The following is a 20,214-nucleotide window of genomic DNA, read 5'->3' as shown; positions in this document are numbered from 1 at the left end:
GTTCTAATTGGTTTTAATGCTGGAGAGTCCATCAACTTCGATGGTTGAGGATTTTCCCGTTGTGCGATCAAGAATATTCATCGTTAATCGCCCATCGGTATTTTTCACATCGACAATAAAATCCTTGGTCACTAACCGTCCCGGTTTCCCTTGGCTGATATTTCCCATCAGATTTCCTAGCAATTGAGATTGAATCACGGAAGTAAAATTATCTAACGGTGAAGGCGTCGAAGTATCAAAGTCATAGCCATTGGGATCTTTATATGAATTTTGCGCATTAGCTTCGTTTAATAGGAACGAGCCATTGTTTGGGTTTCCACCAAAGTTAGGGTTAACAAACTGAAAAACCATATTGCCTCCCCAGGAAACCGGAGATATAAGCAAAGCGATCAGAGCTATATAGAAAATTCGCATGGGTACTCCTTAAAACTCATCAGCGGTTAAGTCACCTGTATTGAGCAGCGCTTTATCAATAGTTCGGCGCGATAAAGATTCACTAACGCTCTCAATAGCCACGGCGACGTCTTTGTCAAAGCTACGTTTATTTGGGAATAGAAAGGTTTGATAGACTGTATCCTGTTCAATTTTAATCGTGATCCAACTTCCCCAGCGCGCACTGGGTCTTTCACTGATAGTGAGTGTTCCGGGATATTCTTTTTCCCAGTTGTCACTAAAATCTCGATAAAATGCATGGCCAACGGACGTTACCGTGTGGTCAGTAATTAAACCTGGAACTTCAATTTCAGCCGCAGTTACCTGCTTTGCCCCGCAGCTCAAAGAGGCAAAGAGAATAAAAATAAGTATTTTTTTCATCGTTCAACGCCTGAGATTATCGTTAGCCCATGAAACGGCCTGTGTTCGGTTTTTCACCGAGATTTTTTTAAACAGATTGTAGAGATGTGTTTTGACCGTATTTTCACTGATAAACAATAGCCGCGCTATTTCCGTATTTGAGGCACCTACGCGCAATTTGTTGAGAATTTCTTTCTCTCTATTAGTTAACCCTGTTGATTCTTGGCTGTGATAACGATAATGCGAAGATTGACTAATAAGATAGCTCGCAACGCTCTGACTAAAATAACATTCTCCATTTATGACGCTTTTGATCCCCTCAACCAAAGATCGCTCATCCATAGATAAATAAAATACAGCACTAATATTTGGCCATGAGCCGATATCTTGGTATTGATAGTCGTCTGGTGTATTTAACAGAAGCAATCTATTTTTCTCTCGGCAGCGACTAAGCTCTGATTGCCACAGAACAGTCGTTCGTCTGTCAGCTTCCATCAAATCAAACAGGAATAATGTATTTTCAGTTGAATCATTTAAATATTTGTTGATGTTATGTATTTTGGCATTTACATCTAATATGGACTTAATCTGGTGCAGTAGCGCGGTCGCCTGTAAAGACGGCCTAGTAATTAAAACTAATGAGTAGTTTTGATTTGCTGCTTCATTAAGCATAATAACAACCTACCTAGATGCGACGCGCAGCGCTCTCTGCTTTATAAAAACAGATTGATGACGCGCTACATTTCCGCTGCTGTGTAAAAGGCAGTGCACAAAATAATGAAAAATGCACAGAGTTAAATTGTATATACCATCGTTTTCTTCGGGCATATTACATGATTCAATCTAGACATTGGCGCATCCAGCGCAAGTGCTATTTGTGTTTCAAAATGTTTCATGATATTTATAAATAATTCTTATAGTTAATTTAAATACCAGAAATGCTTAATAATCCTTTCACATTTTCGCACTAACAATAAAATTATCATTAGTCGATAAGCTACAATAAAAAATAAAAACCCTTATTAAATAGATAATTAAGAAAGACATATAACATGCATACTCCCTTTTAGTTAGCTGGCTTGGTATATATTCATTTGTTTTTCTTAGGTAAGTGGTATCAAGATTGTATCTTTACAGTGTCATTATTCATCAAGCTGGTCATCATGCTTCCGCATGAATTTGATATGGCTGCTTGCTGTGTTGACAACCCTTGCGATATCTCATGGACTATATGTGTGGGATCGACCATCCAATACAAGCAACGCTTGTTTCTTTACGTAAATCTATAGGCAGAAAAAGTAAAAATTTTATTTTCTTTTGCTAACAAGAAGTAAACGACAAAAATAATACTTTTTCATGACGCCTTCTTTTCAAAATACAACTTATAGGTGAGATATTTAATTTTTCTTCCGCACATACTCAAATCGTAAATCGGAATATTCTTGAAAAACACATCAGGAAATCAGGTGAGCGCTTTACAGGCTTGTTTTCTTACTGACCGAATTACGTTAGGACGGCAACATGAAAAAGTTAGTTGTAGCAACCGCTCTGCTACTTACGCCTTATTTGGCTATAGCGAATAGTGATTTGGCACATTCTGAAATAATCACAGGCTTTAGTGATATTAACAGTAACTACAGCCAAAGCACGGCAATTAATCAAATAGGAAGTGGTAATAGAGCATATTCAAATCAACAAGGGATCAATAACCACGCGGTTATTGTTCAGCAAGGAAACGGAAACCAAGGCAGAATCAATCAGTCAAGCAGCAATAACAATGCGTTAATTGCCCAGCGTGGCACGGGGAATTCTGCGGATATAACACAGCTTAGCAGTAATAACACCGCCGTTATTGCTCAGCTAGGCAGTGGGAATAATGACTCCATCATTCAAGACAGCTTTGGTAACTCTGCTTATATTTTTTCTATCGGAAAAAATAATATAACGCAAATTAACCAAACGGGTACGAACCGGTCCGCCGGTGTAGTACAAAATGCATCAGGCATGGCCATTAGAGTTACACAACATTAGTTATCGTTTATCTGATACACACATCTGATTCTATAACCAACGGGGTAACATCATGAATAAGTGGAAAATCATCGCCGCATCAAGCTTTGTCTTCGCCATGAGTAATGCAATGGCATTAACCAACCCGGCTTACGTATTTCAATTAACACCTCAAACAGGTGCATTAGGCGGAGAAGTTCAAGTTTACCAGCAAGGTAGTAATAACTATTCTAACGTCAACCAAGACTCCGCTATTTTATCCAAAACCTCAGTATCACAATCAGGTGGGTTCCTAGGCGGTAGTAATAATAGCGCCACGGTCAATCAAAACGGGAATATCAGCTTGGTTGATATTAACCAGAGCGGCAATGGCCACTCTGCGACTTCGAGTCAAAATGGTGATTGGTCAGTCACCGAAATTTCACAAAGCGGTCTCTTCGGTAATTCAGCAACAACCAGTCAAAACGGTGACTTCTCCAAAACAGCCGTATCGCAGTCTGGCCTTGGTTTAAACAACGCCGTCACTACGCAAAATGGTGATGCAGCCGTGATTGTCGTTCGCCAAAATGGTGCATCTAACTACGCCAACAGCAGCCAGAATGCTAACTTCTCCTACTCTAACGTTAACCAGATTGGTCTTGGCAACGTTTCCTTTGTAAGCCAGAACTAGTTACGTCGCCATCCTATAAAACAGGGCTAAGCCCTGTTTTATTTTTTTATTCGGAGCCTGAAATGCATACGCTGCTTATCGCTTCTCTGCTTTCTAACCAGCTTTGGTTTGATACGACACAAGACGGTCAATATTATGTTCTTACGCCCATGGCTTCTGTCACGACGTCGTGCCTGTGTAATATTGACGTTGATGTGATTCGCCGTGGCATCCATGGTGAAAGCACTTCTCGCCAAAAAGGGGCTATTCAGCTCATGGCAAATCAAAAGCAAGCTTTGGGTCAGATGAGTTTCCCCGTTCAACAAGGAGACTGGCTACAGATCACTATCGTATTAAGCGACGGGGATAAAATGCGGATTGAAAAACAAGTTATTCTGCCGGATAAAGTTTAAGACAATATGCTTTGCTCCAAATAAAAAAGGAAATGCCTTTTCAAGCATTCCCTTTCGCTACCCACAGTTCTCAATAATTAAACGGTCTTAAATTCTGCTTCCGCATCGGCAAAGCGCGTTTGAATCGTTTGAGAAGGTGTTTTACCCATCAGGCTCACAACCACAATTGCGACGCTGGCAAAAATAAAGCCAGGAATAATTTCGTACAAATTAAACCAGCCATACTGTTTCCATATAATGACCGTCGCCGCACCGATAATCATTCCCACCAGCGCACCGTTGCGCGTCATTCTTGACCACATCACCGAAATCAGAACGACCGGGCCAAAAGCAGCGCCAAAGCCCGCCCACGCATAGCTCACCAAGCCTAATACGCGGTTTTCAGGATTTGCAGCCAGCGCAATCGCGATCAACGCCACCAACAACACCATTAAGCGTCCCACCCATACCAGCTCGCGCTGAGAGGCTTTTTTGCGGAAGAAAGCCTTATATAAGTCTTCGGTTATCGCGCTAGAACACACTAGCAGCTGACAGCTTAGCGTACTCATTACCGCAGCGAGAATTGCCGACAGCAATATTCCTGCAATCCACGGGTTAAACAAGATCTTCGCTAGCTCGATAAAGACACGCTCGCCGTTTTCGGAAACAGTTCCTGCTTGGCTTGGGTTATTTTCAAAATAGGCAATACCGAAGAAGCCAACCGCAACCGCGCCGCCTAGGCACAGAATCATCCATGTCATACTGATTCGGCGTGCATTGCGAATAGTATGGTGTGAATCAGCCGCCATGAAGCGCGCCAAGATATGTGGCTGACCAAAGTAGCCTAGACCCCATCCCATCAATGAGATAATGGCGATCAGATTTAACCCTTTGAACATATCTAAGTTTGCTGGGTTTTTAGCTTCAATCACCAGCATCGATGTATCAATGCCGCCCACGGCTAAAATAACGATAACCGGCGTTAAGATAAGCGCAAAAATCATCAGGCTGGCCTGAACGGTATCCGTCCAACTTACAGCCAAGAAACCCCCAATGAAGGTATAGATAATCGTTGCCGCCGCACCGGCCCACAACGCTGTCTCGTAACTCATTCCGAAGGTGCTTTCAAACAGGCGAGCACCTGCCACAATGCCAGAAGCACAATAGATGGTGAAGAACACCAAAATGACTATCGCCGAGATCACTCGCAGCAGTTTGCTGGTGTCTTCAAAACGACTCGTGAAATAATCCGGCAGCGTCAGTGCGTTATTATTGGCCTCGGTGTGAACACGCAAGCGCCCCGCCACCAGCTTCCAGTTCAGATACGCCCCCACGGTTAAGCCAATCGCGATCCAGCTTTCAGAGATCCCTGAAAGATAAATAGCGCCAGGCAGTCCCATTAACAGCCAGCCGCTCATATCTGAAGCCCCAGCCGACAGCGCAGTGACGACGCTACCTAAACTACGTCCGCCCAAAATATAGTCATCAAAATTATTCGTGGCGCGATAAGCCACTAAGCCAATGACGATCATTCCCAAGATGTAGACCAAAAAGGTCACCAACATCGGTGTACTTATCATGCAGGTGTCTCCGTATTTTATTTATGCCCAAGATTCAGGCTTTTTTATGCAAATTGTTTCGTTTTAAAAATCGGCCACATCGGAACGATGACATGGCCGAACCCCATCTCAAATAAAACCAACAAGGAAAATCTAAACGCGGCATCTTATGAACAGGCGAGTTTCATTAACAAGTTTTTTAACTTAAAAGTTACACAAAGTTTACCACCCATCACATTTTATGCGGCGACCGGTTGCAACTCAAATCCATTTGCATGCGCCAACGCAGATTGAGCAGAAAAATATCCCTTTAAATTATAATGAATTATTTATCTCATAGTGCAACTATCACACTGACACGCCCTCATTGTTCGCATTCTATCCGTTAGAGCAAAACCTGCGCTATTTCACACATTGGACACTTAAGTCATTTAACAAGATTGCACAAAGTTGCAACATTCATAATGAACGGGATATGCTCAGGCTCTACCTTAAAAAAATAAAACGGAGTAGGACGGCATGGGCACCACCACTATGGGTGTAAAACTTGATGAAGCGACTCGAGATCGTATTAAAGCCGCCGCACAGCAAATCGATCGCACGCCGCATTGGGTCATCAAACAAGCCATTTTCAATTATCTTGAGCGAGTAGAGAGCGGTAGCGCCCTGCCTGAGCTCCCCCTCCCTGCTTCAGATGCTATTTCTAACGACACCGAAGAAACCAGCACGCCTCAGGAACAACCTCTTCAGCCGTTCCTCGATTTTGCCGAACAAATTCTGCCGCAGTCGGTTTCACGTTCAGCGATCACGGCGGCCTATCGTCGACCTGAAAATGAAGCCGTCTCCATGCTGCTAGAACAGGCTCGCATGGCACCGGAACTCGCTCAGTCGACACACCAGATGGCGTATAAAATCGCGGAAAAACTGCGTAACCAGAAAAGCGCTAACGGTCGCGCCGGAATAGTACAAAACCTATTGCAGGAATTTTCGCTCTCGTCACAGGAAGGTGTGGCGCTGATGTGTTTAGCCGAGGCTTTGCTACGTATTCCCGATAAAGCCACGCGCGACGCGCTTATTCGCGACAAAATCAGCAACGGTAACTGGCATTCTCATCTTGGCCGCAGCCCATCGCTGTTTGTTAATGCCGCGACGTGGGGATTGCTGCTAACCGGACGCTTAGTGGCAACTCACAACGAATCTAATCTATCGAACTCGCTCAACCGCATTATTGGCAAGAGCGGTGAGCCGCTGATCCGCAAAGGCGTGGATATGGCGATGCGTTTGATGGGTGAACAATTTGTGACGGGTGAGACCATTGCTGAAGCGCTGGCTAACGCGCGTAAGCACGAAGATAAAGGCTTCCGTTACTCTTACGACATGCTGGGTGAAGCCGCGCTGACCGAAGCCGATGCCCAACGCTATATGATTTCATATCAGCAAGCGATCCACGCCATCGGCAAAGCATCGAACGGGCGCGGCATCTATGAAGGCCCCGGGATTTCGATCAAGCTTTCCGCCTTACATCCACGCTACAGCCGTGCGCAATACGAACGCATGATGGACGAGCTTTACCCTCGCCTTCTCTCTCTGACCTTGCTGGCTCGCAGCTACGACATTGGTATTAATATCGATGCTGAAGAAGCTGACCGCCTTGAAATTTCACTCGATTTGCTTGAGCGCTTATGCTTTGAGCCCGACCTCGCCGGTTGGAACGGCATTGGCTTCGTAATTCAGGCCTACCAAAAGCGCTGCCCTGCGGTGATTGATTATGTTATCGATTTAGCGCAGCGTAGCCATCGCCGTTTGATGATCCGTCTGGTGAAAGGCGCATACTGGGATAGCGAAATTAAGCGCGCACAGGTTGATGGGCTTGAGGGCTATCCGGTTTATAGCCGCAAGGTATATACCGACGTCTCTTATTTGGCCTGCGCCCGTAAACTGCTAGGCGTACCTAACGCCATATATCCCCAGTTTGCTACGCATAACGCCCATACGTTGTCGGCCATTTATCATCTGGCAGGACAAAACTACTATCCGGGTCAGTATGAATTCCAATGTCTGCATGGCATGGGTGAACCGCTGTACGATCAGGTCGTAGGAAAAATTGCCGACGGCAAATTCAACCGCCCTTGCCGCATTTATGCACCGGTCGGCACGCATGAAACACTGTTAGCCTATTTGGTTCGTCGCCTATTAGAAAACGGAGCGAATACCTCATTTGTTAACCGCATTGCCGATACCACGCTGCCGTTAGACGAACTGGTTGCCGATCCCGTCTCTGCCATTGAAGCCATGGCGGCCAAAGAAGGCGCGGTGGGTCTGCCACATCCACGTATTCCATCACCACGTGGGCTTTACGGTGAAGATCGTCGCAATTCACGCGGTTTAGACCTCTCCAACGAACAGCGCTTAGCGTCACTTTCCAGCGCACTGCTCAGCAGCGCCAGCACGCCTTGGGTCTGTACCCCCATCATTGAAGGTAATGTCTCGAGCCAAGAACAGCCTCAGGCCGTGATTAACCCAGCAGAACCGCGTGACATCGTGGGGTATGTGACGCCGTCCAGCGAAGCTGATGTAGAAGCCGCGCTGACTAGCGCCGTCAGCGCAGGTCCAATCTGGTTTTCAACGCCTCCAGCACAGCGTGCCGCTGTTTTAGAGCGCGCCGCAGACTTAATGGAAGACCAGCTACAAAGCCTGTTAGGCCTATTGGCTCGTGAGGCCGGAAAGACCTTCAACAACGCCATTGCCGAAGTGCGTGAGGCTGTTGATTTCCTACGCTATTACGCTCAGCAGGTACGCAATGATTTTGCCAACGACACGCACCGCCCACTGGGCCCCGTAGTTTGTATCAGCCCTTGGAACTTCCCTCTGGCGATCTTCACCGGACAAGTAGCCGCGGCATTAGCTGCGGGTAACAGCGTATTGGCCAAACCTGCCGAACAAACACCGCTGGTTGCCGCTCAGGCCGTTCGTATCCTGTTAGAAGCCGGTGTGCCAGCTGGCGTTCTGCAACTACTACCGGGCGAAGGTGAAACCGTAGGTGCCAAGCTGGTTGGTGATAGCCGCGTACGTGGCGTGATGTTTACCGGTTCTACCGCGGTTGCGGGCCTATTACAGCGTAATATTTCAGGCCGCTTGGATCCTCAGGGACGCACAACGCCGCTGATTGCCGAAACCGGTGGTTTGAATGCGATGATCGTCGACTCATCGGCGCTTACTGAGCAAGTCGTTACCGACGTAGTCGCCTCGGCCTTCGATAGCGCCGGTCAGCGTTGCTCTGCGCTGCGTATTCTGTGCGTCCAAGAAGATATCGCTGACCACACTCTGCAAATGCTGCGTGGCGCGATGGCGGAATGCCGAATGGGCAATCCTGAACGTCTCTCAACCGATATCGGCCCAGTGATTGATGCTGAAGCTAAAGAGAATATTGACCGCCATATTCAGGCCATGCGTGCCAAAGGACACGATGTTTATCAGGCTGCCTTTGACCATTCACAAGATAGCCAAGAGTGGCAACGTGGCACCTTCGTTAAACCTACGCTGATTGAGCTTGAAAGCTTTGATGAGCTCGAGCAGGAAGTGTTTGGGCCGGTACTCCACGTGGTTCGCTATAACCGTCAGAATCTTGACGCACTGATCGAGCAAATCAATGCAGCAGGTTATGGCTTAACGTTGGGCATTCATACTCGTATCGATGAAACCATCATTAAAGTCACCGAGCAGGCTAAAGTCGGTAACCAGTACGTCAACCGTAATATGGTCGGCGCGGTAGTCGGTGTGCAACCTTTCGGCGGAGAAGGTCTCTCGGGCACAGGGCCAAAAGCCGGTGGGCCGCTGTATGTTTACCGCCTGCTGTCTAGCCGCCCTAACGACGCCGTATGCCGTACTCTGGCACGCCACGACGGTGAGCAAAACATCGACACCACGCAACGCCAACCGCTATTGACCGCTCATCAAGCACTCTTAACGTGGGCACAGCAAGAGAAAATGACCGAGCTTGCCCAGCATTGCCAAGAGTTCGGTGATTGGTCACAAGGTGGCACGGTTCGTCTGCTACAAGGCCCGACCGGCGAACGCAACACCTATGCACTGCTGCCACGCGAACGCGTACTGTGCCTATTCAGCAATGAACAGGACGCCTTAATTCAGTTAGCCGCCGTACTTGCGGTAGGCAGCCGAGTTCAGTGGATAGACAGCGAGGTTCAACGCACCCTCTATCGCCGCTTGCCAGCACCCATACAGCAGCAGATCAACGTGGCTAAATCATGGGATGCCGACGGTGTTGAGTTTGATGCAGTGATCTATCACGGTGACTCCGATCAGCTACGTAGCCTGTGTGAACAAATCGCTGAACGCCCAGGCGCGATTGTATCGGTACAAGGCTTCTCACACGGTGAAACAGGCATTCTGCTTGAGCGTTTGTTGTTAGAACGTTCGCTGAGCGTGAATACCGCCGCCGCGGGAGGAAATGCGAGTTTAATGACTATAGGATAATGATGGTGAGTTCGGTGTAAGGTTTTATCCGGTGTTAAGTTACGTCCGCCTAATGCACTATTTCTCACATAGGCATTGTGCCGGCGTCCGTGCAAGAGGGCTCAATCGCCGCCCTCTTGCATCTCGGCTTGGCACCGTTCTTCAGCCTGCTTCGCAGGTCCCCTCATCTCGTCATTCCGGCTTTAACGGAGCGAGCGACAATCGGCATCCATGCCTCCGTCGCTCTTTTGCCGACGTCCAGTCGGCAAATCCTAGCCTGCATTCCTCTATTCGGCTGAAGAACAACGTGCCGGATAAGGTCAAAGACAAAAGACAAAAATTTTATCTGTTTTTTAGTCCAAGTCTTGGCAGAAAGAGCAACGCTAACAGGATGTTAGCGTTAGAGGAGGAGGCGCCATGGATGGCGCATGCCGACTCGGCGCGGAGATGGCCTCTCGGATAAAAGCGCGAGAGTGCAGAGACCACGCGCTGGTGGTCTCTGCCCGTATGCCTTCACCGATGCGGCATTGAAACTCGATATGGACAGGCAGGCGGAATCTTTAACCGTTGTGACATAAGCGTCTGACGAACGAAACCATCACTCAAATATAACTCAACGGCTCATCCGCTAACTTCTTCCCTAAAAACTTCTCCAAAAATAGTTTGGTTCTTGGGTGTTGAGGATTGGCAAACAGCTCTTTCGCCGCGCCTTGCTCTACGATCCGGCCTTCGTCCATAAAAATAGCTCGGTTGGCCACATCACGGGCAAAACTCATTTCGTGGGTCACGATCACCATAGTGCGGTTTTCTTCTGCCAGCGCGCGGATAGTGCTTAACACTTCGCCCACCAGCTCAGGATCTAGCGCCGATGTTGGCTCATCAAACAGGATAACTTCCGGCTGCATGGCTAACGCACGGGCTATCGCAACACGCTGCTGCTGCCCGCCCGATAAGCGTTTAGGAAACGCATCTTCTTTGCCCTTCAAACCGACTTTCGCCAGCAATTCACGCGCTCGCGTAACCACTAGGTCGCGCTTTTCTCCCTTCACCACCACCGGCCCTTCAATGATATTTTCCAATACCGTGCGGTGCGGGAACAGGTTGAAGTTTTGGAATACAAATCCTACTTCTTGGCGCAGTTTGCGAATTGCGGCTTTCTGACGCCCCAACGGCTGATCGCCATGGATGGTAACGTCGCCCACTTGAATCGTGCCGCCGTCAGGCTCTTCTAATAAATTAATGCTACGTAACAGGGTCGTTTTGCCTGAGCCGCTTGGCCCAATAATCGTAACCACCTCACCCTTTTCAACCGTCAGATCAACACCGTGCAGCACGGTGTTTCCGTTAAAGGATTTTGTCAGATTTTTTACTTCAATAGTGCTCACTGTAGCTCCTAAACGGATAGGCCTAAAATTAATACTTTCGGGGAGGGATAAGACCAGATTTGCCGCATTCACCCGATATAACCGCAACTGTAGCAACTCATCGCGATGAATAAAAAATTTTGCCGGAATAAGGTTAGATTGATATGGAATAAAAAACAAAAAAGCCACCGCATAACGATGGCTTTTTTATTCTGACAACGAGGCTAGCAGACCGCTTCTTTTTGCCAGTTTAGATACTGATCGTACTTACGTAGCGCAATGCGATAGTTATTTTGATTCGCATCGGCAATATGTTCAATCATATCCCATTGCTTTTCACTGCCGCAGAACTTCTCTGCGGGGAAATCACTGGCACGAAGCATATCGTCCAAGCGACGCAAACGCACAATATACTCGCGAATTGAGCTGTGGCTCATTTCCGTTTGCTCAAACAAATATTGTTTAAAATCGAGAATATCAAAATAGTCTGCGTGGCAATGGCAATAGACATCGCTGCAGAAACGGCACAATGCGGTGAGTTCCTGCTCGAGTTCTTGCCAAACTCGGTCATCAATCAGTTGATCCATACCTGCAAGCACTTCACGATCGAGAATTTTCCCGCGAAATACCAAAGACATACGATCGAGCGATTTACCACAATGAGAGCAATCGCACTGACTATGTTTAAAATCTTTCAAATAGCGACTCAAAGGTCGTCTTTTTTGTAGGGATGCCGTCATGACAACATTTTCCATTTCATTGAATAACTGTTGGCGTTGGCGTATTAGCTTTGGCTAGCCAGCTTAGTGCGCAAGCGTTTGATCGCTTGGCTGTGTAGCTGACTGACGCGAGACTCTCCGACCTCAAGCACCGCACCGATTTCCTTTAGGTTCAGCTCTTCTTGGTAGTAAAGCGTAAGAACCAGTTTTTCACGTTCCGGCAAGGCTTCAATCGCAGTAATCACGTGCTGGCGCAGATCCCCTTCTAACAGCTGTTTAAGAGGATTGGCATCCTCATGCTGTTGGAAAACAGGTTCGGCACTGTCGCCATGCTCTTCTCGCCACTCATCATAAGAAAAAAGATGGCTGGTGTTGGTATCCAACAAAATCTGCTGGTACTCCACCAAAGGCATATCCAATTCTTGCGCTATTTCGGTTTCTGTTGGTGCGCGATGCAGACGCTGCTCGGCACGCTGCATAGCCGCTGAAACTTCACGGGCATTTCGACGCACGCTGCGCGGAACCCAATCACGACTGCGAAGCTCATCGAGCATCGCACCGCGAATGCGCTGAACCGCATAGGTGGTAAAGGCCGTCCCCTGCATGGCATCGTAGCGTTCGACCGCGTGCAACAGCCCAATACCTCCGGCTTGAAGCAGGTCGTCCAGTTCAACGCTTGCGGGCAGGCGAACCTGCAAACGCAGCGCTTCATGGCGCACTAGCGGAGCGTAGCGCTGCCACAGGGAATTTTTGTCGATCACGCCGTCGGCGGTATACAATTCACTCACGTTGACAGAACCCGGGTTGATGGATGCCCGGCTATTATCTAACCCTCACGCGCAAGCCAATGGCGCGATTAGTCAGCAAAAATGCCCCCTTTTCTCACGTTGCCTTTCCGAGAAGACGAAATTGCTCAGTTATTCATCACGTCGTTGATGTGAAAAACCCCGCATACCGCGGGGTTTGATTTATTCAATGCTGGCGAATTATTAACGCAGCAGAGTCAGAACGTTCTGAGTAGACTGGTTAGCCTGAGCCAACACAGAAGTACCTGCCTGCTGCAGAATGTTTGCACGGCTCATGTTAGACACTTCGGTCGCGTAGTCAGCATCCTGAATACGAGACTGGGAAGCAGTCAGGTTGTTAACGGTGCTGTTCAGGTTGTTGATAACAGAATCGAAACGGTTCTGTACCGCACCCAGAGATGAACGCAGGCCATCAACCTGAGACAGAGCATCATCAAGCTGTTTCAATGGATTAATAACATTTGTGTTTTCAGTTGTAGCAGTAACTTTACCGTCAGCAGCAACAGTTGCATCTTTATAAATTGTTTTTCCTGCGGTATCTGTGGTCTTAACGATATATTTATCAGTACCACTGCCATCGTTAAATTTGTGCAGTTCTTCGCCAGAAGCTAGTCCTTTAACAGTAACCGCATCTCCTGCAGGCTTGTTAATTACAGCTGCAGTACTGAAGTCACTATCGGCTTTACCCGTTATTTTTGTCGCAGAGTCATAATCGATATTAGCTTTACCTGAGGCATCTAATGTCACATCATAGTAAGTATTGGTACCAGCATTATCATTTTTAACAGCATATTTGGTGTTACCGCCACCTGCATCATACTGAACAAGAGTGTTTGTACCTGTAGGAGTAGTACCTGACTGAGTGCCCATTGTCGGTGTTATGGTTGTTGCCGCACCAGGGATGCTAGTAACTTTAGCTCCAACTTTATTCAAAGTATCGCTGACATCAAAGTCACCTAACTTCAATGTATCTTTATTCACATTTTTTAAATCAATACTGATAGTTTCACCATCGTTAGCCCCAACCTGAATAGTCAACGACTGGTCTTTACTCAGCACTTTCACGCCGTTGAAATCTGTTTGCGACGAGATACGGTCAATTTCAGATAAACGCTGGGTAATTTCGTCCTGGATGGATTTCAGGTCACTACCAGAGTTAGAACCGTTTTGTGCCTGTACAGCTAAACGACGAATATTTTGCAGGTTGTCGTTCACTTCGTTCAGAGCACCTTCGGTGGTCTGCGCCAGAGAGATACCGTCGTTGGCGTTACGAGAAGCCTGAGTCAGGCCTTTGATGTTCGCTGTGAAGCGGTTAGAAATCGCCTGACCCGCAGCATCGTCTTTCGCGCTGTTGATACGCAGACCAGAAGACAGACGCTCAATAGCGGTACCCAGTGAAGACTGAGATTTGTTCAGGTTGTTCTGAGCCATCAAAGACAGGCTGTTGGTGTTAATTACTTGTGCCATAGTGAGCTTTCCTTACGAATCATCTGCGATAATCGCATCTTAGTTAATGGGTCGGGCCTGATTGCCCTACGGCGTCAGCCACCGTCCACTCAGGTATCGGCGCTCCCCCATTAACCTTTAGGAAATTTTTAAATTATTTTTTTGCGTAATTCCGCTGCTTCGACAATCGCTTAAATAAGGCCCACTTTTCGTCTTCTATCGTCCCATCACTTTTTCATATTATTTTGTAAACTTTTTTCCTACTGAGCCGATAACGCGTATAGCGCATGAAAATATATAAGGAAAATACTGATGGCTTCTATTTCTTCTTTAGGGATCGGCTCAGGTCTCGACTTAAACGGGCTGCTCGACAAACTGTCCACGGCAGAACAGCAACGCTTAACGCCCTATACCACGCAGCAAACCAGCTATAAAGCACAGCTGACGGCGTATGGCACGTTAAAAAGCTCGTTGGAAAAATTCGATAACCTAAGTAAAGATTTGGCCAAAGCCGATTTCTTTAATACCACCAAAGCATCGACTCACGATCAGTTTACTGTGACGACGAATGCTAAAGCGGTTGCCGGTAACTACAGCGTCGAAGTTTTGCAATTAGCACAAGCGCAAAGCTTAACTACGCAACAGACTGTAACTGATCAAGCGGCACAGTTAGGCACATCAGGCGCTAGTGGTCGTTCCATTGAACTAACCCAAGGTACACCGCCGAAAACCACCACCATTCCTTTAGGTGATGGACAGACTTCACTGCTAGAAATGCGTGATGCTATTAATGGTGCAAAAGCGGGAGTTACTGCCAGTATCGTTCGCGTCGGCGATAACAGCTATCAGTTGGCGTTAACCTCTTCATCGACTGGCTCAGCCAATCAGATGACGGTAAAAGTGAATGGCGATAGCAAACTGGGCGATCTGCTTGATTTTGATCCTAGCGCACCATCAACCTCACCAACGGCCATAAAGCAAACGGTAGAGGCTAAAAACGCCGTTATCACCATGAACGGCACCAAAATTGAGCGTAGCAGCAATACCATTACCGATGCCCCACAGGGCACCACCATTGAGTTAAAAGCCAAGACCAAAGTCGGTGAGCCACAAAACCTGATTTTGAGCGCCGATAACTCAGGTGCGATGGACAAAATTAAAAGCTGGGTAGATAGCTATAACTCCCTGCTGGATACCTTTACTTCACTAACTAAATACACGCCGGTAAAAACCGGTGAAGCGCAGTCAAAAACCAACGGTGCGTTATTGGGTGACAACACTTTACGTGGCGTGCAGGCAGCGATTAAAGGTGCTCTGAGTTCAGCTCAGGATAACCCTGAACTCAAAGGTCTCGGTAATTTAGGGATTACCACCGATGGTAAAACCGGCAAATTAACCGTAGACAGCGACAAACTCACTAAAGCCTTTACCGATCATCCAGACCAAGTGGCCAACTTCTTTGCTGGCAACGGAACAGATAGCGGTATGGCAACCAATATTCACAATGAAATTCAAAGTTATATCAAGGCCGGCGGCGTGATCGAATCAACGACAAAAAGTATTAATACCAACTTAGATCGCCTGAGCGTTCGTATCGACAGCGTTAGCGACAGCATTCAGGAAACCATCGACCGCTACAAAGCCCAATTTGTACAGCTGGATACCATGATGTCGAAACTCAACAGCACCAGCTCATATTTAACACAACAGTTCACCGCCATGAACTCATAGCACAGGTAACAACACATGTATAAAGCGACGGGCTCACAAGCATACGCTGAGATTGGTTTGGAGAGTGGCGTGATGAGCGCCAGTCCTCACCAGCTCATCGTAATGTTATTTGACGGGGCGCATAGCGCCCTAGTTCGCGCCCGCCTGCATATGCAGGCGGGACAAACGCAGCTCAAAGGGCAGTCAATCACCAAAGCCATTAACATCATTGATAATGGATTAAAAGCGGGACTTAATCTGGAAAAAGGCGGAGAGCTTGCAGAAAATTTATCAGCGCTGTATGACTATATGGTTAAACGCCTGTTACATGCTAATCTTCATAATGATGAAGTTACAATCCAACATGTCACGGACCTGTTAGATAACATTGCCGATGCGTGGCGTCAGATCGGCCCACAATCTCAACCTACTCAGCAGGACCACTTATAATGTATGGAATACAGCCTTTGTCACACGCGTACCGTCATATCCTTTCGCTCAGCGAAAGCATGCTGGAACTTGCTAAGCGTTCTGAGTGGGACTCGCTCGTTAAACTGGAGATGGAGTATCTGCAAGCGGTGGCAAAAACCACCGAGCTGATGCCAATTTCCGAAGTAGACTCCGCGATGCAGGCGGAGCTGCGCCGCATTTTAGCTAAAATTCTCGATAACGAAGCAGAAATTAAGCGCCTACTTCAGGCGCGCATGGATGAGTTGAGCCAGATAATAGGAAAAACTTCACGCCAACAAGCCGTCACCCACACCTATGGGCAATTTTCTGACAACGAAGGGTATCTTGGCGATTTGCTTTAATTTTTTTATTCAACACCAGTCATTTCCATACTCAGGCATAAATTTTAGTAAAACGCTTTAAACAATAATATTCCAATAAGAAAGACAGCGAATGATTATATCAGCCATATTGCTATGGCATTAATAATCAACATTAATTTTTAGTAAAAAGCGAATACGCTTAACTACATTACTTTTAATAAAAATTATATTCCAGGTGAATTAATTAGGAATGGTCACGTCGGTATAGTGCCCATTCATCTATTCTCTCTCCCGTTGGCAATAAACAGTCCGTGCTCACACCAAGCTCTGTTGTTTTATTAATTTCTTTGCCTCCCAGTTTTAAACAATACACTGAGGCCGGATTTGGCATCCCGATCGCTCCCTTTGCAGGCGTTGCATCTACAGGAGGAACCGTGTTACCTGACACACAACCAGCCAACATAAGGCCGCTCATCCCAACAATTGCCAACATACGTACTTTCATCATTTTGTTAATCATCCTAAGAAAACCAAAAAACATTCTCGTTTTTCTCACCCGCAGAAACAGGTAATTACTCCTGTTCATTATAGGGTTTATCATCAAAAACGTTAACTTTTTATATAAAAAATAAATGAATTATATAATTACATTATTTGAAATAATTTATTGGTTAAAAATAGTGAAACTAACACCACAAAACTAATCAATTTATAGGTAAACCTATGAGATTCTGCTATATCTTAGCTTGCCGCTTCTCTCATTTGGAAAAGGATCTATGGCTACGCTTCGTAATCTTAAAACTGCGCTATTAATCGGCGCATTGGCTCTAACCGGCTGTGCAACCAAAACTGCAACTCCTGAACAGTATTCAGGTTTTTTAAAAGACTATTCAAACCTAACAGAAACTAAGTCATCTTCAGGTTTGCCCGTTATGCGCTGGGTTGATCCAAGCTTTAAATCCAGCCACTACGACAAACTGATTTACAACCCAGTGACCTATTATCCTGAGCCTAAACCTACCACGCAGATTGGTAAAAACGTGTTAGATGGCGTGCTTAACTATACTAATACCAAGCTAAAAGCGGCGGCGGCCCAGCGTTCTACGCTGGTGACACAGCCTGGTCCAAACACGTTGATTTTCCGCGGCGCAATCACCGCGGTTGATACCAGCAAAGAAGGATTACAGTTCTATGAAGTGATCCCAATTGCAATGGTTGTTGCAGGTACACAAGCCGCAACCGGCCACCGCACCATGGATACGAACTTGTTCTTCGAGGGTGAGTTAATTGACTCTCAAACCAACAAAACAGTAATGAAAGTGGTACGTAAAGGTTCAGGCAAACAATTGTCTAACTCAAATCAGCTGCTGACCGTAGATGATTTGAGAACTGTCATTGATAACATGGCAACCGACGCCACGATGTTCGATGTGAAATAATTCATCACAGCGAGCAAAAAAGATATTTCATAGCCAGCCGTAAATCACGGCTGGCTTTTTTTATGCCCTTTTCCGTTGGTAGAACATCGAGGCAAAAAAAATCCCGCACCAAACGGCACGGGAAACCATACTAGAAATTTGAAAACAAACGTTCTGAAGCAATGAGCCATGGGTTTGAGCAATCTGAACGATTCCCCATCGCTGTATACAAGATTATATAGCGAGTGAGTTTAAAGTGCAAACACCCAATGCAAGCTCAATACGTTAGCGTTTTTTTACTGCGTAGGAGCAGGTGTAGGCCATGCGTTTCAGCGTTGGGACAGTGCTTGCTAGCGGAGGAATTTGTGTCGCATTATCAAAGCCATTTTCTTTGCAGTAGCTTAACGCATCGGCGTCCATCGCTGCTTTATTCACTTTTTCAGGATCGTAACGATAGATAACAGCCTGATTGGCTTCATGCTCATCTAATCTCACAAAACCATTTGGTGTACTTACACACCCAACCAAAACGGCAGGTAACAACACGGAGAACAGTGCAGGTAAAGACACGGGTAACAACGGAGAAAGGGTATATTTCTTCATAAGAATCTCACACAAGGTTTGTTCTTATGATAACGGCAAGTTGTTACTTCATAAACCAGATAAATACGAATAACCCGACCAAACTGAAAAAAGACCACTTTCGCGGTCTTTCCACATCACCTGATTACAGTTTAAACAATCCTTTAATCACAATCTTAGCGATGGACGGGTTGTTTTCTTTGGCTCCGTTAATCAAATATTGATTAATCGCGGCCAAAATTTCATGTGGAGAGGGTTCTTCTTTTTCAGCACTGACAAGATGTGAGCCATTCCCCTGATAAATGACTTCGCCATTGATATCTAAACCTTCATAGTAACTAATATAGCTAACCTTCATATCAAATCCCGTATATTTTATCTGATTTATAAATCGCTGTTATGCCTAACAGTACGTTAGGTCATTATTTTATCATCTAAAATTGGGTTAGATATGTAGACTCTCTTACAATTGAATTCAATTTTACAGCACAACAAATATCATATTTTGGTCAGCATAGGTACCGATACGCCAACCACAATATGATATTCTTCCAAACAGATATTGTTACCAACCACACACGTTAGTTTCTTCGTCGGAGTCATAGCCGCGAACGATATTGATGAGATCTTTAAGCGCATCAGATGACGTAGCGGGATCTTTTAAATCTTCAAGCGTTGAAAAATGTTTATCCACTGACACGCCATTATTTTTATTAGTGACTGTCAGTGTAAAACCTGCACCATTATTATTTTTATCATCGAGATTATTAATAAGTTCAATAACCAATCCGGTCGCGACATCTGGAATGTATAATGCCATCGGTTTAAGATACGTTTTCTCTGCGCTATGCTGGCTACTCTCATTAGAGAGAGCAATTGCATAACCTTTATTCTCAACTGTATTTTCAACTGTCATTATACTGCCCTCTTACTCTTCTAATAAAATATTGGGATCAACGTAAAAATCTACGTTAAACACCGTATCATCAGATAAGGCTTCAATCCGGTGCCATTTTTCGGGAGGAAACACGCCAAACTGCCCAGCCTCAATGGTGAGCGTTTCGATAGCTTCAGGGCTGGTTTCGTCTGCATAGCCGTAATAACGAATAGTCCCCTGCATCACACACAGTCGAGGATAGACACCTTGACGAGTGCCCGCGTCTAGATGGCGTTTCCAAATTGAAGCGGGAGCCGTCTCTTTCGTCCACAAGGGCGTCGTGCGTGTATGAACATAGTTGGTTGGTATAATGATGCGTTGCATATTTAAACCTCATATTAACTACCGCTCAGCAAGAATATGGGCAGTACATGTGAATATGATGCATATCATATACCTTTTATTGAACAACGTTAAACGATTAACGTGAAGACATATATTGTTTCAACATTATAAAGCTTATCCTAATACCTCTTTCTATTTACACTAAGAGATAGGCGTCACCCTCTTAAGGGTTATACGCAAGCGCATCACTATTTTTAAAATCCGTGAATAAAATTAAAGTGAGGATAAGAATTATATAT

At 46.0% G+C, this 20,214-nt stretch carries 22 protein-coding genes; 9 read left to right on the top strand and 13 right to left on the bottom strand.

The window, feature by feature from the left end:
• Positions 1 to 3: 3 nt before the first annotated feature.
• The 3 genes from csgF to csgD are packed head-to-tail and all read right to left on the bottom strand — an operon-like array spanning position 4 to position 1,464.
• Positions 4 to 414, bottom strand: a complete 411-nt coding sequence (gene csgF, locus RSC70_RS08785; protein WP_149227998.1) for a curli production assembly/transport protein CsgF — start codon at positions 412 to 414, stop codon at positions 4 to 6.
• Positions 415 to 423: 9 nt separating this feature from the next.
• A complete protein-coding gene (csgE, locus tag RSC70_RS08780; RefSeq protein WP_040046499.1) occupies positions 424 to 813 on the bottom strand; it encodes a curli production assembly/transport protein CsgE in 390 nt (129 codons plus the stop codon).
• Between the two features lie 3 nt (positions 814 to 816).
• Positions 817 to 1,464: a biofilm master transcriptional regulator CsgD gene (csgD, locus tag RSC70_RS08775; protein ID WP_025797222.1), complete on the bottom strand. Its 648-nt coding sequence runs from the start codon at positions 1,462 to 1,464 to the stop codon at positions 817 to 819.
• A gap of 849 nt (positions 1,465 to 2,313) precedes the next feature.
• Between csgD and RSC70_RS08770 the strand changes: the two genes are divergently transcribed.
• The 3 genes from RSC70_RS08770 to csgC all read left to right on the top strand — a co-directional run bounded on the left by RSC70_RS08770 (position 2,314) and on the right by csgC (position 3,864).
• Positions 2,314 to 2,823, top strand: coding sequence for a curlin (locus tag RSC70_RS08770; RefSeq protein ID WP_304187342.1), 510 nt, complete (start codon positions 2,314 to 2,316; stop codon positions 2,821 to 2,823).
• A 52-nt stretch (positions 2,824 to 2,875) separates the two neighbouring features.
• Positions 2,876 to 3,472, top strand: coding sequence for a curlin (locus RSC70_RS08765; RefSeq protein WP_304187339.1), 597 nt, complete (start codon positions 2,876 to 2,878; stop codon positions 3,470 to 3,472).
• Between the two features lie 62 nt (positions 3,473 to 3,534).
• Positions 3,535 to 3,864 (top strand): curli assembly chaperone CsgC, encoded by a 330-nt coding sequence (csgC, locus tag RSC70_RS08760; protein WP_040046495.1) that lies wholly within the window; start codon positions 3,535 to 3,537, stop codon positions 3,862 to 3,864.
• Between the two features lie 77 nt (positions 3,865 to 3,941).
• Here csgC and putP read toward each other — a convergent pair whose 3' ends face one another.
• Positions 3,942 to 5,423: a sodium/proline symporter PutP gene (gene putP / locus RSC70_RS08755; protein ID WP_130971426.1), complete on the bottom strand. Its 1,482-nt coding sequence runs from the start codon at positions 5,421 to 5,423 to the stop codon at positions 3,942 to 3,944.
• Positions 5,424 to 5,921: 498 nt separating this feature from the next.
• On the opposite strand from putP, the gene putA reads away from it, so the two are divergent.
• Positions 5,922 to 9,896, top strand: a complete 3,975-nt coding sequence (gene putA, locus RSC70_RS08750) for a trifunctional transcriptional regulator/proline dehydrogenase/L-glutamate gamma-semialdehyde dehydrogenase (RefSeq protein ID WP_332542243.1) — start codon at positions 5,922 to 5,924, stop codon at positions 9,894 to 9,896.
• A gap of 407 nt (positions 9,897 to 10,303) precedes the next feature.
• The gene (locus RSC70_RS08745; RefSeq protein ID WP_332542242.1) at positions 10,304 to 10,453 is read left to right on the top strand and encodes a hypothetical protein; all 150 of its coding nucleotides are present in this window, start codon (positions 10,304 to 10,306) and stop codon (positions 10,451 to 10,453) included.
• A gap of 24 nt (positions 10,454 to 10,477) precedes the next feature.
• Here the strand turns inward: RSC70_RS08745 and tcyN are convergent, their stop codons facing one another.
• The 4 genes from tcyN to RSC70_RS08725 all read right to left on the bottom strand — a co-directional run bounded on the left by tcyN (position 10,478) and on the right by RSC70_RS08725 (position 14,231).
• Complete coding sequence (tcyN, locus tag RSC70_RS08740) at positions 10,478 to 11,260, bottom strand: L-cystine ABC transporter ATP-binding protein TcyN (RefSeq protein WP_332542241.1); 783 nt, start codon at positions 11,258 to 11,260, stop codon at positions 10,478 to 10,480.
• A 203-nt stretch (positions 11,261 to 11,463) separates the two neighbouring features.
• The gene (gene fliZ, locus RSC70_RS08735; RefSeq protein WP_025796587.1) at positions 11,464 to 11,979 is read right to left on the bottom strand and encodes a flagella biosynthesis regulatory protein FliZ; all 516 of its coding nucleotides are present in this window, start codon (positions 11,977 to 11,979) and stop codon (positions 11,464 to 11,466) included.
• 44 nt (positions 11,980 to 12,023) lie between these two features.
• A complete protein-coding gene (locus RSC70_RS08730; protein ID WP_332542240.1) occupies positions 12,024 to 12,746 on the bottom strand; it encodes an RNA polymerase sigma factor FliA in 723 nt (240 codons plus the stop codon).
• Positions 12,747 to 12,947: 201 nt separating this feature from the next.
• Complete coding sequence (locus RSC70_RS08725) at positions 12,948 to 14,231, bottom strand: FliC/FljB family flagellin (RefSeq protein WP_332542239.1); 1,284 nt, start codon at positions 14,229 to 14,231, stop codon at positions 12,948 to 12,950.
• Between the two features lie 291 nt (positions 14,232 to 14,522).
• Here RSC70_RS08725 and fliD point away from each other — a divergent pair, with 291 nt between their 5' ends.
• Genes fliD through fliT form a run of 3 tightly spaced genes read left to right on the top strand, consistent with a single transcriptional unit; the run spans position 14,523 to position 16,732 of the window.
• Entirely contained in the window at positions 14,523 to 15,941 is a 1,419-nt protein-coding gene (gene fliD, locus RSC70_RS08720; protein WP_282807214.1) for a flagellar filament capping protein FliD, read from the top strand.
• Between the two features lie 15 nt (positions 15,942 to 15,956).
• A complete protein-coding gene (gene fliS, locus RSC70_RS08715; protein WP_025796593.1) occupies positions 15,957 to 16,370 on the top strand; it encodes a flagellar export chaperone FliS in 414 nt (137 codons plus the stop codon).
• Positions 16,370 to 16,732 carry a flagella biosynthesis regulatory protein FliT gene (gene fliT / locus RSC70_RS08710; RefSeq protein ID WP_332542238.1) on the top strand — a complete coding sequence of 121 codons (363 nt, stop codon included), beginning with the start codon at positions 16,370 to 16,372 and terminating at the stop codon, positions 16,730 to 16,732. The genes fliS and fliT overlap by 1 nt, the downstream gene beginning before the upstream one ends.
• 205 nt (positions 16,733 to 16,937) lie before the next feature.
• On the opposite strand, the gene RSC70_RS08705 is transcribed toward fliT, so the two are convergent.
• Positions 16,938 to 17,198: a putative hemolysin gene (locus tag RSC70_RS08705; RefSeq protein WP_130999260.1), complete on the bottom strand. Its 261-nt coding sequence runs from the start codon at positions 17,196 to 17,198 to the stop codon at positions 16,938 to 16,940.
• 271 nt (positions 17,199 to 17,469) lie between these two features.
• Here RSC70_RS08705 and RSC70_RS08700 point away from each other — a divergent pair, with 271 nt between their 5' ends.
• Positions 17,470 to 18,132 carry a DUF3313 domain-containing protein gene (locus RSC70_RS08700; RefSeq protein WP_130999066.1) on the top strand — a complete coding sequence of 221 codons (663 nt, stop codon included), beginning with the start codon at positions 17,470 to 17,472 and terminating at the stop codon, positions 18,130 to 18,132.
• A gap of 264 nt (positions 18,133 to 18,396) precedes the next feature.
• Here the strand turns inward: RSC70_RS08700 and RSC70_RS08695 are convergent, their stop codons facing one another.
• The 4 genes from RSC70_RS08695 to RSC70_RS08680 all read right to left on the bottom strand — a co-directional run bounded on the left by RSC70_RS08695 (position 18,397) and on the right by RSC70_RS08680 (position 19,954).
• Complete coding sequence (locus tag RSC70_RS08695) at positions 18,397 to 18,714, bottom strand: hypothetical protein (protein WP_040046489.1); 318 nt, start codon at positions 18,712 to 18,714, stop codon at positions 18,397 to 18,399.
• 124 nt (positions 18,715 to 18,838) lie between these two features.
• Positions 18,839 to 19,051 (bottom strand): hypothetical protein, encoded by a 213-nt coding sequence (locus tag RSC70_RS08690; protein WP_040046488.1) that lies wholly within the window; start codon positions 19,049 to 19,051, stop codon positions 18,839 to 18,841.
• 207 nt (positions 19,052 to 19,258) lie between these two features.
• The gene (locus tag RSC70_RS08685) at positions 19,259 to 19,609 is read right to left on the bottom strand and encodes a DUF1869 domain-containing protein (protein WP_043493747.1); all 351 of its coding nucleotides are present in this window, start codon (positions 19,607 to 19,609) and stop codon (positions 19,259 to 19,261) included.
• 12 nt (positions 19,610 to 19,621) lie between these two features.
• The gene (locus tag RSC70_RS08680; protein ID WP_040046486.1) at positions 19,622 to 19,954 is read right to left on the bottom strand and encodes a DUF1971 domain-containing protein; all 333 of its coding nucleotides are present in this window, start codon (positions 19,952 to 19,954) and stop codon (positions 19,622 to 19,624) included.
• Between the last annotated feature and the right edge of the window lie 260 nt (positions 19,955 to 20,214).

Origin of the sequence: Hafnia sp. (assembly GCF_036648275.1) — a bacterium.
Lineage (GTDB): Bacteria > Pseudomonadota > Gammaproteobacteria > Enterobacterales > Enterobacteriaceae > Hafnia > Hafnia alvei.
The sequence above is the reverse complement of the archived record's forward strand: the minus strand, read 5'-3'. Positions and strand labels throughout refer to the sequence as shown.

Excerpts from the sequence above, each read along its gene's own strand:
- putP (WP_130971426.1), bottom strand. The coding sequence starts at position 5,423 with ATGATAAGTACACCGATGTTGGTGACCTTTTTGGTCTACATCTTGGGA.
- RSC70_RS08765 (WP_304187339.1), top strand. The coding sequence starts at position 2,876 with ATGAATAAGTGGAAAATCATCGCCGCATCAAGCTTTGTCTTCGCCATG.
- RSC70_RS08705 (WP_130999260.1), bottom strand. The coding sequence starts at position 17,198 with ATGAAAGTACGTATGTTGGCAATTGTTGGGATGAGCGGCCTTATGTTG.
- csgF (WP_149227998.1), bottom strand. The coding sequence starts at position 414 with ATGCGAATTTTCTATATAGCTCTGATCGCTTTGCTTATATCTCCGGTT.
- csgE (WP_040046499.1), bottom strand. The coding sequence starts at position 813 with ATGAAAAAAATACTTATTTTTATTCTCTTTGCCTCTTTGAGCTGCGGG.
- putA (WP_332542243.1), top strand. The coding sequence starts at position 5,922 with ATGGGCACCACCACTATGGGTGTAAAACTTGATGAAGCGACTCGAGAT.
- fliT (WP_332542238.1), top strand. The coding sequence starts at position 16,370 with ATGTATGGAATACAGCCTTTGTCACACGCGTACCGTCATATCCTTTCG.
- RSC70_RS08770 (WP_304187342.1), top strand. The coding sequence starts at position 2,314 with ATGAAAAAGTTAGTTGTAGCAACCGCTCTGCTACTTACGCCTTATTTG.
- csgD (WP_025797222.1), bottom strand. The coding sequence starts at position 1,464 with ATGCTTAATGAAGCAGCAAATCAAAACTACTCATTAGTTTTAATTACT.
- RSC70_RS08680 (WP_040046486.1), bottom strand. The coding sequence starts at position 19,954 with ATGCAACGCATCATTATACCAACCAACTATGTTCATACACGCACGACG.
- RSC70_RS08685 (WP_043493747.1), bottom strand. The coding sequence starts at position 19,609 with ATGACAGTTGAAAATACAGTTGAGAATAAAGGTTATGCAATTGCTCTC.
- RSC70_RS08745 (WP_332542242.1), top strand. The coding sequence starts at position 10,304 with ATGCCGACTCGGCGCGGAGATGGCCTCTCGGATAAAAGCGCGAGAGTG.
- csgC (WP_040046495.1), top strand. The coding sequence starts at position 3,535 with ATGCATACGCTGCTTATCGCTTCTCTGCTTTCTAACCAGCTTTGGTTT.
- RSC70_RS08695 (WP_040046489.1), bottom strand. The coding sequence starts at position 18,714 with ATGAAGAAATATACCCTTTCTCCGTTGTTACCCGTGTCTTTACCTGCA.
- RSC70_RS08690 (WP_040046488.1), bottom strand. The coding sequence starts at position 19,051 with ATGAAGGTTAGCTATATTAGTTACTATGAAGGTTTAGATATCAATGGC.
- RSC70_RS08700 (WP_130999066.1), top strand. The coding sequence starts at position 17,470 with ATGGCTACGCTTCGTAATCTTAAAACTGCGCTATTAATCGGCGCATTG.
- fliS (WP_025796593.1), top strand. The coding sequence starts at position 15,957 with ATGTATAAAGCGACGGGCTCACAAGCATACGCTGAGATTGGTTTGGAG.
- fliZ (WP_025796587.1), bottom strand. The coding sequence starts at position 11,979 with ATGACGGCATCCCTACAAAAAAGACGACCTTTGAGTCGCTATTTGAAA.
- RSC70_RS08725 (WP_332542239.1), bottom strand. The coding sequence starts at position 14,231 with ATGGCACAAGTAATTAACACCAACAGCCTGTCTTTGATGGCTCAGAAC.
- fliD (WP_282807214.1), top strand. The coding sequence starts at position 14,523 with ATGGCTTCTATTTCTTCTTTAGGGATCGGCTCAGGTCTCGACTTAAAC.